The 14,053-nt window shown below is 34.9% G+C and carries 8 protein-coding genes; 2 read left to right on the top strand and 6 right to left on the bottom strand.

The genetic code is table 11. The annotated features are described in order from the left end of the window. Positions 1 to 122: 122 nt before the first annotated feature. From RT261_RS00560 to RT261_RS00550, 3 genes are all read right to left on the bottom strand, one after another. Positions 123 to 2,597, bottom strand: coding sequence for an Ig-like domain-containing protein (locus tag RT261_RS00560; RefSeq protein WP_313127981.1), 2,475 nt, complete (start codon positions 2,595 to 2,597; stop codon positions 123 to 125). A gap of 733 nt (positions 2,598 to 3,330) precedes the next feature. Further along, positions 3,331 to 4,815 (bottom strand): threonine synthase, encoded by a 1,485-nt coding sequence (thrC, locus tag RT261_RS00555; RefSeq protein WP_313127979.1) that lies wholly within the window; start codon positions 4,813 to 4,815, stop codon positions 3,331 to 3,333. A gap of 223 nt (positions 4,816 to 5,038) precedes the next feature. Next, positions 5,039 to 5,998, bottom strand: a complete 960-nt coding sequence (locus RT261_RS00550; protein ID WP_313127976.1) for a cell wall hydrolase — start codon at positions 5,996 to 5,998, stop codon at positions 5,039 to 5,041. A 643-nt stretch (positions 5,999 to 6,641) separates the two neighbouring features. On the opposite strand from RT261_RS00550, the gene RT261_RS00545 reads away from it, so the two are divergent. Then, positions 6,642 to 7,442, top strand: a complete 801-nt coding sequence (locus RT261_RS00545; RefSeq protein ID WP_313127973.1) for a hypothetical protein — start codon at positions 6,642 to 6,644, stop codon at positions 7,440 to 7,442. Between the two features lie 74 nt (positions 7,443 to 7,516). Continuing rightward, a complete protein-coding gene (locus tag RT261_RS00540) occupies positions 7,517 to 9,091 on the top strand; it encodes a DUF6273 domain-containing protein (RefSeq protein WP_313127970.1) in 1,575 nt (524 codons plus the stop codon). Positions 9,092 to 9,459: 368 nt separating this feature from the next. Here RT261_RS00540 and RT261_RS00535 read toward each other — a convergent pair whose 3' ends face one another. The 3 genes from RT261_RS00535 to RT261_RS00525 form a co-directional block, all read right to left on the bottom strand. Next, on the bottom strand, positions 9,460 to 10,383 hold the full coding sequence (locus tag RT261_RS00535) for an ABC transporter permease (protein WP_313127968.1): 924 nt from the start codon (positions 10,381 to 10,383) through the stop codon (positions 9,460 to 9,462). A gap of 102 nt (positions 10,384 to 10,485) precedes the next feature. Continuing rightward, entirely contained in the window at positions 10,486 to 11,427 is a 942-nt protein-coding gene (locus RT261_RS00530) for an ABC transporter ATP-binding protein (RefSeq protein WP_313127965.1), read from the bottom strand. After that, on the bottom strand, positions 11,414 to 14,044 hold the full coding sequence (locus tag RT261_RS00525; protein WP_313127963.1) for a hypothetical protein: 2,631 nt from the start codon (positions 14,042 to 14,044) through the stop codon (positions 11,414 to 11,416). Before RT261_RS00525 ends, RT261_RS00530 begins: the two co-directional genes overlap by 14 nt. Positions 14,045 to 14,053 lie beyond the last annotated feature (9 nt).

Genomic DNA, 14,053 nt, shown 5'->3' with positions numbered 1-14,053 from the left:
TTGATTGCAATAATAATCCTAGAAAGTAACTTTATTGGAATAAGATTAAAAAATTTCTTTATAATAAAAAAGCTATGCTAGAATCCTAGCACAGCTTTTTTATTAATTTATTAATAGATTAATTATCTAACTGTAATTGATCTACCTACTGATACAGTAATTGGTACTTGGTATCCATCTACAGCAACATCAAGAGTAATAGACTTGATAGAATAGCTGTTTCCAGATACAAATGCAGTTACATCAGGAGTTGTAGCAACATCAGTAATTGTATATTCTCCAGCTGCTAATTTCTTGCCAGCATAATAGAAGTCAAATGCTTCGTCTACAGCTGCAAACACACTTGTGTTATTTACAACTTGTTTATCAAGAACAGCTGATAAACCAGGTTGAGAATCTTTAACTACAAAGCTACCATTAAATGAAATTGGTTTACCTGTATTCTCATTTAAAACAGTTACTGTGAATGTATAAGTTCCTGTAGCAGCTTTTTCTACATTCTTTCCATTTAAATGTAATCCAGTAAATACTACTGAAGAACCAGTAACAGAGTTTACAATTGCTCCACCTGTTACAACTTTATTATCTTTTCTAAGCTCAAAGCCTGTAACCTCAGCATATTTTGCTACTGCAGGTCCTTGGCTTGCTGCAACTTTAATTTCTACAGTTTTGTCTTCTTTAACGTCTTTGTCAAATACGATATCAAGAGGTTTGTTGTTATATACTAAACTATAAGAAAAATCTTTAGCAGTATCAGGTTTAGCAACAATTACTCTTACAGGTCTTGTGAATTTACCAACTGTAATGTTGTAATTATAAGAACCGATTTCACTATCAGCAAATCCAGCACCTAAGAATGTTACTTTACCATTTTCTACTTTTACGTGAGATGTATCAGCAACATCAGTAGCATTTACTCCAGCAGGAACGCTAACAGCAGTAACAGTAATTTTGTCTGCAGTAGTTGCAGATTTCATATCATCACCATATTGGTCTTTAATAGTTACAGTTACAGCTTTATTATCTTTTGCTGCTGATGCATTTGATAATGATATTGTAGATTCACCAAGTGTTAAGTTACCAGCTTCTCTTTTAGCAACAATGCTTACAGGAAGTGAGAATACTACATTACCGTCTTTATCTTTAACAAGAGCGTATGCACTACCTTGAGCAACTGCAGTTACAGAAGCAGAACCATTGCCGTTGTCATTTACTATAAGAATATCACTATTGGATGATGTTAAAGTGTATTCATTAGCTACGTTAGCATCTGAATCATTTCTTAATACATATAAGAATAATGTGTATTCTGTATCATTAATTGCAAGTCTAGTATTAGCCTTTAAGTTCTTCCAATCTGGAGTTTCTGTAGCTATTGTATATTTATGTTCCTTAACGTTTACGGCAGTCTTATCAACAGCTGTAATAGTTAATTCTGTTTTAATAGCTCCAACTTCAAGACCATTTGTATCATATTCATAAGTGTGATATGTTGCTGTTGCTTTTGCGGTATCACCTTTAGCATATAATAATAATTCATTTCCAGCAGTGTAACCTTGTGTAGTTTCAATAGCAAATTGAAGTTTATAGTCACTTACTTCGCCATATTTGTACTCGTCTAAGATAACACCTTTAGCATCTACTGTTGCTACTTTCATAGTAGTTGCTGTATTAAATGCAACAGTAGCTGGGCTAATTGCAAGAGATGCTACAACATTATTAGTTGCAGTAAACTCAAGTTTCTTATCAGCATTAGTTACAGTATATACCTTGCCATCTACCATCTTAGAATAAGTAGTAACAGTAAGTTCTTTACCATTAGCTTCAACTGATTTAACAGGATATACTAAGTTAGTTTCATTGTTAACAATAGCAATATCTGTAGCCTTAACATCAGCTGCATCTTTACTGAATGTTAATTTAAGTTCTGCTGATTTAGTTTGTTCTACTTTTAATAAACCATCAACAACAGTAACTTTAACTTCGTCATACTTGTTGTATTTGCTATTGTTTGCTGTGAACCAAGCACCTTTAGCTGCAACTTTGATAGTAGCTTCACCAGCTGCAACAGCTGTTACGATACCAGTTTTTGTATCAACTGTAGCTACTTTTTCATCACTTGAAAAGTATCTTAAAGTATCAGTTGAGTTAGCTGGAGTCTTAACTGCGTCAAGATCTTTCTTTTCGCCAACTGCTAATTCGAAATCTTCTGCACCGATGCTAACGCTTGTAGCACGTAATTTAACATCTAAGTCTAATTTGAATGCTTTGATAAGCTTTCCAGTTGATTTCTTGTAAGCGTTAACTTTGATTGTAGCTTTACCAGGAGCTACTGGAGTTACAACGCCACCTGTTTGAGTGATTTTAGCGATTTTTGCGTTGCTAGTAAACCACTTGTAAGTGTTTGTTTTGTATACATTGTTTAGGCTGTAATCAACCTTTTTGCCCACATAAACTGTTTGTGGTGCAGTTTTTCCGCCTTGTTCAACAATTTTAGTAGCTGCAGCTGCGAATGCTGGTGCAGCAGGAGCGAAGCTCGTAACTACCATTGCTAAAGCAAGACCAGAAGCTAATTTCTTAAAGAAATTTTTCTTCATATTCTTTCTTCCTCCTTAAAATATATGTTTGGAATTATATTTTCTTATGTCCCAAGATGTTAATCATCCATCAAATTCATGGTGGATAACCCCAACCCGTAGACACACATAAATATAATCATTCCAATAACAAGTTGATTATAACAATATTCAAACAAAAGGTCAAGTCTTTTTACCTATATTTTTACTATTTTGGCAATTTTCCAGTTGGGTTGAAAAATCGTTGCTTTGCCTTGTTTTTGACACATTTCAGCGGTTTATTATCAAGTCATTCTAGGTCAATCTTCTGGCAATCTGTTCCAAATGTCTTCTATAGGTTTATACCGTATTTGTTTGATGTTTTGTATGGAATTGACTATATCTAAGCCACTCTAATGGAACAAAGGAAGTTTTATATTGTCCTCATTATTTTTGACTTGCTTATATAATGCACCTTGATTGTGTCAAATTTATGTCATGGTTTTGTCATAATCAGTTTATTTTTTTGTAATATATTGGGCAGTGTGTAAAATTACAAAGAGCTATCTCCATTTCCTCAGTGAATAGAAATAGCGATAACTCTTATGAAATAGCCCTATTATTTTTTTCATAGCTTTATTACTTGTAGATTTATGATTTGCAGAGTTTATTATTTGCAGATTTATTATTTGGACTCTGATTAACATAATAATTCAAATAACATAATATCCAAATAACACAATATCCGAATAACATAATTCAAAAACGTACAATTTTACATCAGTATATCCTCTACCGTCTCTTGCATCTTATCTTTATCACATACTCTTGTATGAAGTACAGCCGCAGTTTTGATTTCTTCAATTGCCTGTGGAATATCGGTTCCTGATATCTTGCTTAATCCATCAACCAATTCGAACTCGCTTAAACCATCATACTTCGTATCAATGGCATTCATCACACTTCTTGCAAACTTATATGGACTGGCAGTAGAAGCAATTATTGTTTTAGCATTGTCTCCGGTTTGTGTTCTATAGCTGTTGTACACACTGGCAGCCACTGCTGTATGCGTATCAATAACATAACCTGTTTTCTCATATAATTTCTTTATAGTTTCTGCAGTTTCTTCCTCAGCAGCATATCCACCTTTGAATTCCTGCATCTTGTTCTTCATTTCTTCTGTTATTTCATATTCTCCATTTGTACTTAATGATTTCATAAGTTCCAAGGTCTTATCTGCATCTTCTCCGGCAATTTTAAAGATAAGGCGCTCTAAGTTACTAGAGATTAAGATATCCATGGAGGGAGAACTGGTAAGAATGAATTCTCTATTTTTATTATAGACTCCTGTCTGGAAGAAATCGAATAATACTTTATTGTCGTTAGAAGCACAAATTAATTTACCTATTGGCACTCCCATGGTTTTTGCGTAATATGCAGCTAAGATATTACCAAAGTTACCCGTTGGTACTACTATGTTAATCTTCTCACCTTCGGTAATTTCTTCATTCTTGTATAAGTTTGCATAGGAATAAACATAGTATACGATTTGTGGCACCAAACGGCCAATGTTAATGGAGTTGGCTGAGGAGAATTGATAACCTCTCTCTTTCAATTTCGTTCCAAGCTCTTTATTGTTAAACATTGCTTTTACACCGCTCTGGGCGTCATCAAAGTTTCCGTTTATTCCGATTACGTAGGTATTGTCCCCCTTTTGGGTTACCATTTGCTTTTCTTGTACTACACTGACTCCGTCCTTCGGATAGAATACAATAATCTTAGTTCCCTCTACATCTGCAAAACCTGCTAAGGCTGCTTTGCCGGTATCCCCTGAGGTTGCTGTCAGGATTACGATTTCATCTTGCACCCGATTCTTTTTGGCGGCTGTAGTTAATAGGTGAGGAAGAATAGACAGTGCCATATCTTTAAAAGCTATGGTTGCACCGTGGAATAACTCCAGATAATAAGCCCCGTCTGCTTTTACCAATGGAGCTATTTCTTCTGTATCGAACTTGGAATCATAGGCTCTCTCAATACAGGATTTTAGTTCCTCATCTGTAAAATCGGTTAAGAAAAGCTTCATTACTTCATATGCGGTTTGCTGATAAGTCAGATCCGATAACTCTTTCATGGAAAGGTTCAACCTTGGAATAGACATAGGTACGTATAAACCGCCATCATCAGCCAGTCCCTTTAAGATAGCCTGGGAGGCTGTAATGGGGTCACTATTGCTGCGTGTACTTTGATACATAAGATTCATAGTTATTCATTCCTTTTGATTATTAATATTTATTTATAGGTTTCAATAGTTTAGTGTGTTAAATTTTATGTATTATAACATGTTAATTATGGGAGAACAACATTTTTAAATAAAATTTTGAAAATAGAAAGTACAATAGAAAATACCTGTCTCATATATGCCGTAATTTATAACCAAAAATGCCATTCTGAACGACTTACATTCAGAATGGCATTTAGTTTATTTAGCGGAAGAATTCATGTCCGCCGTATTTGAATAAGAATTCCAAATTGTTATCAAACCAGGACATGCTTTTTTTCTCTGCTTTGGATCTTGCTGAGAAGTATAATGCTCCTTTGGAGTAATCTTCTCCGTCCATTACTTTTTCAACAGCAGTAATGGTCTTCTTTGAAATTGTAACTGACCAGTATCTTTGATCTTTAATTGGTGAAAATTGATACGTACTGCCGGTTTTTTGAAAAACAACACCCTTAACAGTATCCGGGAAGGTTTTACTATTTACTCGATTTAGAATAACATTTGCTACAAGTATTCTACCTTTGATGTCTTCTCCGGTGGCTTCTGCTTCCACAATACGTTGTAATACTTCCTGATCCTCTACGGATAAATTAACAACGGTTTTTGCTTTTGCTGCTGCCTGTGTTTCTTTTGCTGCTTCCCCAGCTTTATTGGATTCGATATTTTTTGTATTCATTTCTTTTGTTTGTTTTTTACTCTTATCCTTTTTTGTACTTTTATCAGTTGAACTGCTATCAACCTTGGCAGCTGCTCCTTTTTTGGAGTTTGCCTCTGTATTCTCTGAAGTACTTTCTAATGTGTTATCCAACATTAACCCCTTGGTAAATGGTTTTTTATATTCTTGGTAATTATCTGTCAAATTTAATAGTATGAATGGATTGCTATTCGTTGTCTCCTTTGTAAGTCTTTCTACTATATCGGTTCGTACTATTGCTTCATTAGCTGTTTCTTCCTCTATAACTTCGGTTTTTGTAATTGTACTCCCAACAAATTGCATATCATAATTGCTTGCACCGTAGATATAGTCTGGACTAAGTATAAATAAGACCGTAGCCATCATATAAGCGATAACTGCCATACGATTCTTATGTTTGCCACTTCTGTTAAAAATTGTTTTCAGTGATGGCATCTTAATCCTATGAAGAAACGAGTGTATATTTAGCATGCATACATCCTCTTTTCTTATTTTTTTAGCTCAATTGTAGTATGGTAATATTTGATTGATTTACCATTTTTTACAATTCCTCTTTTAAGCTTTAACAATTATATCATCTCACTTAATGGTGTCAATAAGCTTTTGCTAATTTTGGAACATAATACATATTTTATTTTCTATACTTTTCCATTATGCCATATTTTAAACAAATATAAGTGTGTTGATAATTATTTTTTTAGTCACTTTCTCTAATCAGTTTTTAACAAATTGTTAACCATTTATTAAATATTTTACACCGCTTTTTTTCTTTTATTCACTTTTTAATAAGTTTTTTTCTTTTTAGCTATAAAAAACCCTGATTTTAACTGCTTTTCCTTTGTTTTGCTCACGTTATAATTTAACATTTATGTAATATTTACGTAATATTTGTTTTGTAGGTCTTATGGTTCACATTATTGAAAACGCTAGGGAAAAACGAGACTACTTCTGCAGTATATCCAGTTTATTACTTTCTATACATATAGAACGAAAAAAGTTTTGCTGCCATCCTGACATTGACATTCTATTACTCAACAGTTTAAGATGGTAATGATACATTACTGCGAATCAGCGAATTAAGATTATATTCATTTACTTTAAGGAGGAGCATTCTTTGAAACGGGTACCGGGTGTTTACATTACTAAGAAGAAAAACGGGGATGTCTATTACCGTGCTTCCATTACACACAAATGCAAGCACATAAGTCTGGGCAGTTATTCCACCGAAAGTTTAGCAGGACAGGCATACGACACCGCTGTAGCTATTTTGCGGGAAAATTGTTATAAAATCGAAAATTATAAGAATAGTTATACTTTATCCTTTGATAAATGGGTTGTGCTTATTAATCTACGAGATAACGGAATATATTTCAAAAATCCTATTTATCTGAAGAAAAATTACTTTTTATACTATTTTAGTCAGAAATTATTCTTTAAATTTGACGTAGACGACTTATTCTATTATGCGGAACATAAGATCATGAAAAGAGGCGGACACCTATTTGTCTCTGACTATGGTATGCAGGTGAATATTCTCTCCCGCTATGGTATTAAAAATTTTGCCGTGCCCGGAAGAGATTACCGATTTGTTAATGGAGATACTACCGATTACCGGTATGGAAATATCGAGATTGTAAACCCCTATTACGGCATAACTAAATCTTTTGCGAAAGGGCTGCCGATATATACGGCTAAATTACATATTAATGGTGATTATATAATAGGAAGATACTCTTCTGAAACGGAGGCTGCCATTGCTTATAATAAAGCAGTTCATATTATGAAAAATAAGGGTTTTGTGAAAGATTATCCTTTAAATTATATTGAGGGCTTGGACGAGATTGAATATGCCCTTCTATATAATAAGGTAAGAATATCTAAAAAGATAAGAGAATATACCATATTCCCTGCTTGAAAATTTCTTTATATAATGTTATCATTTTACAACACAATAACAAATCACAACAAAAGAAAGGTCTGGAAGATAATATGTTTGGAAATGTAAAACTTATATTAGGAACAGGCGTTGTAATCATAGCATTAATTCTTTGCCTTGCTTTCTTATTAAACAAGACATTAAACAAAAATAAAAAGAGCAGTGAAACCGAGGATTCAGAGCTTATTTATATGAAGGATTCCGATTTCGCCAGCAATAAGGAAATGGATTCTTCTTTATCCGGTAATAACCAACCTTCAAAACCAAATGAAAGCAACCCTTCCGAATCTGAAAGCCCCATTGAAAATTCGGATGAGAATTATGATGAAGATTTGGAAGAAGCCTCAGAAAATGACACAGATGCATTGGATTCTTCCGAAGATACAGACGACGATCCCTCACCTATCAAAGTTACCAAGAATCTTACTATTTACTCCGGTAACACAGATCGTATTAAAATTAATTCTACAGAAGGCAAACCGGAAAATATTATTTATACGCCGGAAGACACCTCTATTGCGGAGGTAATTAATGGTCATGTAGTTGCAAAACAGGAAGGCATTACTAATGTTACCACTTCATTCTCACTAAATGGTGAAAATATGTCCTTCCTAACTTCCGTTACTGTATTATCAGGCAGGGTATCCGTTACTTCTTCAGAGGTTACCGTTATGGAAGGTACTTCTAAAAAGATAAAAACGAAAGTCAATAAAGGTGTTTTAAGTGGTGTTACTTATGCATCGGACAATCCAGAAGTTGCCACTGTAGTGAATGACGGTGTTGACGGTATTATAACAGGAGTTTCCCAAGGGACGGCTTCCATTACCGTTACTGCGGATGTATCCGGAACCATTACTGTGAAAGAGGTCTCCGTTACTGTTTCTGCTTTTAACGCTGAAAGTCTTCCTATTGATAATCCGGTAAATGCTGAAAACTTTACTGAAGAGGATGACTGGCAGGGTAGCCGGGTTTACTTCGGTGTATTTGAACAGGATAATAAAACCAGTAACGGGAAAGAACCTATATTATGGAGAGTTCTTGAAGTGAATGAAGATTCTGCACTTCTATTGTCAGAATACGGTTTAATCTGTAAGAATATCAACGAAACCTTTGATGATTTCACATGGGAAACTTGTTCCTTACGAAATTGGTTAAATACTTCCTTTTTAGACATAGCATTTACCAACTTAGAAAGAAGAGCTATTTTAGACAATAACATCGCTACCCCGGATAGTAACTACTGGGGCACCAAAGGCGGAAATGATACCATCGATAAAGTATTTCTGCCAACCATGCAGGATGTTATGAATCCTGCTTATGGTTTCCAAAAGGGAATGAAGCCCTCTAAAACAAGAATGTTAAAATGTACTATTTATGCCCGTAAAAATGGCGGTTATAAAAATAAAACCAATGGTAATACCTGTTGGTGGCTTCGCTCACCTGCTCTACATGAAAAATATGCTGCTTATGTATTTACCACAGGTGCTATTACTGCAACCTATTTTGTAGGAAGACGTTACGACGCCATACGTCCTGCCATCCGTGTGGATTTATCTGCTATTCAAATGAAGCAGCCGGCAGAAACCGGAGAGAATATATATCCATATATTAATGTAAAAGAATATTAATTATATTAGTGCAGTTTTATTATTAGAAAGCATTCTAAGGAAAGCGAAGAATCTCACACGTGTTGGAGATTCTTCGCTTTCTTTAAATTATATTTCAAAGCCCTTAATTATTATTCAGACTTATAAATACATGTTATATATAAGTAATTTAAAAAGTAAATAAAATACTACACTTTTTTTCGATAACATGTTATAATGTCTGTATATTAATTCTTCTTCCATTTTTCATAGTTTCGGAAAGAGCCATCACGGGATCTGGTAAGTGTTGCTTACAAGATTACTTGACGGCTCTTTTTTGTTACCTATATTCTCTTTATATTCGCCCCACTTTATTTCTACCATATTTCTATTCATACTTTTTTCTATTTCTATTTTTTATCGTTCCTCTTAAATCTATTCCGCCCTTCCTTCAAAGGATTTAGTAGTCTGGATGAAAAATATATAAATATTATGGATAGTATTCCTTGTATTGCTGCACTGATTAAGAACCAATTATTTTCTATCCAATTAGAGGTAACCCCAAATTCTCTTAGAAAACTTACAAATCTTGAACCGGTTCCTATCTGGTCTTCAATCATAGAAAAACAAGTAATGGCCGGATTAATCAATAATATTAATATCCAATATCCTGCGTCCCGGGACTGACGTATATAATCCGATTCTGTAACCAAAGCTGCTGCTTTCATGTCCTTTAGTATTGCGATAGCGGCCAATATAAAGAAGGTTCCCAATACCAGAAATAGCAATGCTCCATAGGTAGATACGGTAGCCGCAGTTGTTTTCTTAAATAAACAGGAGAAAAAAATTCCAATGCTTCCTATATATATGGCTGTAATAATAATTAAGACCATGAATTTAAGTAAATCGAAGAAAGTAACTCCCCCTATAGAAAATACCAATGATATAATGGGCAAACTGGAGAATGCCAATAGAATCATAATACTGATGGAAGATGCCAATTTCCCAAATATAATCTGCAGAGGTGTTAATTTACTTGTCAGAAGAATATCTAAGGTTTGTTTTTCCCTTTCTCCAGATATGGAACCAGCCGTTAAGGCAGGTACGGTAAACAGTACCAGACCGAACTCTACCGCTGCAATAATGGCGTATAGTTCTAAAACTTTAGCATAGTTAATAGTTCCTCCGTATCTGCTGCCATATTGAAAGGTTGCATAAAAAGCAAATAGTCCGAACAATGCCAACAACCCATTATACCCTAATATAATCAGTGCTGTCTTAATGGTGCGGACACCAATTTTTAATTCTTTTTTATATACCGGGTTAATTTTCATGTGAGGACTCCTTTCCGTACATAAGCTTCAACTTTGTGTCTATCTAAGATGCATTTCTAACGAGAATTAGCTTTAATAGCTTTAAAATCGGATTAACCGTTATTATACTTCGCCGGAATCTTGCTCTGTGTGTCCGGTAATTTGTATAAATAAAGATTCCAAATCGCTTTCTTCTCTTGAGAAATAATTTACATATGCACCATTCTTAATTATGTCAGCCAACAACATGGCTTCTTCTTCTTCATTTCCCTTGAATAATATAGATACACTATTGTCTCGAATGGTTATGTTATCAACAAGTTCATTCATTTTTAAAACTTCAATGGCTTTTTCCTGACCAGTGATAAATCGCATTACTAACGGACTTGCAGCCCCTCGGGTTGTCATAATTTCTTCCACAGTGCCAGTCACTATCATCTTTCCGTTCTCAATAATGCCGATGTTGGTACACATTTGAGCTAATTCGGGAAGGATATGTGAACTGATTAAGATGGTTTTACCTCTCTTATTCAGTTCTTTGATAATTTCTTTCATATCATATCTGGCTCTTGGGTCCAAACCGGAAGCAGGTTCATCCAGAATCAGGAATTCCGGATTATGAATCAGGCTTCTGGCAAGACATAACCTTTGCTTCATTCCTCTGGAGAGGCTATCCACATAGCTATCCGCTTTATCAGATAAACCTACCAGATCCATAAGTTCCAGACCAAGCTTTCTTGACTGTTCTCCCTCAATTCCATAGATGGATGCATAGAACTCCATATACTCCATAGCTTTCAGGTTATCGTACACTCCAAAGAAATCCGGCATATAACCTATTCTTTCTTTGAATTCCTTAACATGTTCTTTTTGTTCTATTCCATCCAAATAAACTTGCCCGGAGTCCGATTTTAATAATCCAGCTACAATCTTCATGGTAGTTGTCTTTCCGGCTCCGTTAGGTCCTACAAATCCGAAGATTTGACCGTTGTCTATAGTAAGATTTAAGTTATCCAATGCGGTAAATTTACCGTATCTTTTTGTAAGGTTCCTAATTTGTAACATGATCAGCCTCCTTCCAATAAGAAATATTTGGTAAAATCACCTGGTACTCATTAGTAGATAGTCCTGCTTCATACCGGATAGTAATCTTATTTTCATCTGTTATATAAGGGCTTACATCATCTAAACGTCCAAACTTTCCTGTGGTAAATACCAAATCATAAGTTCCAGTTCTATAATTCAGAAAATAAATATCTCCATTAAAGTTACTGGAATATTCTTTTTTCACTACTTGATTACGGTTTTTTAGGTATTCAAAAGATGAAATCTTTTCATCCGGCGGTAATTGATATTCTACCGTTTTCATACCACCTTCAAGGTTTTTGTAATTATAATAAGGAGTTTCTCCCAGCTCTTCTACCTCTTCAAAAGGTGCAATAGAAGGCACGAAGGCTTTGTTCCCCTTCCTATGATCCACATCAAACGGCACACTAAGTGCTTTAGTTCCGTATACATCCATTTCCTCAGATAATTGACCAATTACACCATGCTCTTCATCTCCCTGTATAAATCCAATGAGAAAATTTTCTTTGGAATGTCCCTGCATATTCGGTTCTAACAGGTGATAAAAGACATTGTTCCGGCGGTTTACTTCCGCTGTGTTCTCTGACAGCTTATCGGTTCCCCCTGCAATACGGTTTATAATGGTAGTGGTATATAAATCATCTCTGGATGTTAAGATCTGAGATTCTTTATCTTTCACATAAACAGTTTCACCTTTCTTTATGGTTCCTATATTAATTATAAATCCGTCACATTTTAGCAGAGCATTGGTAACATCAAAGGAAAATCCATTGGTTATGCTTCCATACACTTCATTACCATCATAGTGAATATCCAAAGTGATTTTATTTTCTAAAGGATAATGATTCTTAGAATAATAATATATCGGTGTAAAGGCAGCATTACGGTTTACTTCCAGGGTTGTTTTTTCAGTCCCATAATTAATCGCTGTCAGATATCTGTCCAAATTGGGTTCCATACTCTTACGATTGCTATACATATATCTGCTGTTACTGTCGCTTAACTGAACCACTCCATATTTGTTGTCTACATCTACTTTATATTTTCTATTATAAGGAGCTGTTAAGGCAAAATAAACATTATCCTGTACGATATTTTCTTCTTCAAAAGAAAGTATCTCTACATACCCTGCATAAGGTTCATTAATTCGTGTATCGGAACCTACCAAGTATACAAGAGCGGTAAATACAGCTGCAAAGGAGGGTACCAAAACCCAAGTCAGACTTCTCTTATCCAGTTTCTTTAAAACTATAAACAATGCCGGTCCCACTACAATTACATAGATGGACAGAATAACAAGATACTTTCCTACTTTAGGAATGTTTTCTGTATCCACATAGGACATCCCATTGTATACATTATAATCCACATAGTTTCCATAGTACTCATTATCCAGTTGAAAGCGTTTGGTACTGCTCATATTCTTCATAATGGAATAATACATGGCAATTCCAAAGGACTCCTGTTCTACTTCCACGCCCATGTCCAAATTAAATAATTGCACATTCCCATATCCATATGGACTAATTTCCATTAAGACATGCTTTTTCTCCATTACTTTTGGCACCCCATCTTTTAGGGAAGCATGAATAATGTTCTTACGTATAGGAAAAATCTTTAATTTATCCAACAGATCCTGCACCCAGCCGGAAGGACTTAAAATACCTGCATCTTCTGTCAAAGTAGTGTCTTTTTCCGGCATTACAGAATAACCGTAGTACATGGCTTTATTTTGCCTTATGGTTTCCGCCAATAGCTTTCTTGCCTCATCGTATTTTATAATGTCTCTTTTCAGCCGTTCCAGAATATCTTCATTCATGCCAAAGGTCAGTTTATATTCCTCAAGTTCCTCCCAGTACTGTATGTCGAATACATCTTTAAACTTTGCCAATGTATCCTTAGCATACTCTCCGGTTCCCAGCACTAAGGAGCCTCCATTGTAAACCCATTGTTGGATGGCTTTGATTTGCAAATCGCTCAAACGGTTGGTATCAAATTGGTTTATAATAATAACATCCAAAAGATCTAGTCCCAGATAATCTTCTGCCAGATTATTTTCATCAAGATAAAATACCTGAGAACCTACTTGGCGGGCATAATCCAGTCTGGAAGTATTATCACTTAATACACCTATATAAAATTCTTTTTGATAATTCCCAATCTTAATGGTAATTTCCTTTTCTACCACGGACTTTCCGTCGTCATCCAGCAGCTTAACCTGTAAGATCCCTGTATCATCTGTCAAAGGAATGTTAATAGAGATATTCTCTGTCGTAGCCGATTCCACCATTATTTCTTTCCGGTAAAATACGTTTTTATCCAGTTTAGGCGCTATTACTTGAAACCATCCATGAAAGTCTGTTCCCTCATTGGTAACATCTGCACGGACATTCATATATCTTCCGTATTTGGCATACTGATTGTAACCATAATCAATCGTCATAGATATATCCCCGGAATAAACCGACAATTGATTCTGGGTTTTATTCTGAAATTTACCTGCCACTTTTATGGATAGCCCCATAAAAGTACCCAGTATAATACCCAAGGCGATTATAATCCATATAACCTTCTTTTTATGCCAATGCTCTTTCATAGAAACTCC

This window comes from Anaerocolumna sp., assembly GCF_032079385.1.
GTDB lineage: Bacteria > Bacillota > Clostridia > Lachnospirales > Lachnospiraceae > Anaerocolumna.
This window is presented reverse-complemented; position numbering and strand designations above follow the sequence as displayed.

Bases quoted from the DNA above. Each gene is read 5' to 3' on its own strand.
- RT261_RS00560 (WP_313127981.1), bottom strand. From the start codon at position 2,597: ATGAAGAAAAATTTCTTTAAGAAATTAGCTTCTGGTCTTGCTTTAGCA.
- thrC (WP_313127979.1), bottom strand. From the start codon at position 4,815: ATGAATCTTATGTATCAAAGTACACGCAGCAATAGTGACCCCATTACA.
- RT261_RS00550 (WP_313127976.1), bottom strand. From the start codon at position 5,998: ATGCTAAATATACACTCGTTTCTTCATAGGATTAAGATGCCATCACTG.
- RT261_RS00540 (WP_313127970.1), top strand. From the start codon at position 7,517: ATGTTTGGAAATGTAAAACTTATATTAGGAACAGGCGTTGTAATCATA.
- RT261_RS00535 (WP_313127968.1), bottom strand. From the start codon at position 10,383: ATGAAAATTAACCCGGTATATAAAAAAGAATTAAAAATTGGTGTCCGC.
- RT261_RS00530 (WP_313127965.1), bottom strand. From the start codon at position 11,427: ATGTTACAAATTAGGAACCTTACAAAAAGATACGGTAAATTTACCGCA.
- RT261_RS00525 (WP_313127963.1), bottom strand. From the start codon at position 14,044: ATGAAAGAGCATTGGCATAAAAAGAAGGTTATATGGATTATAATCGCC.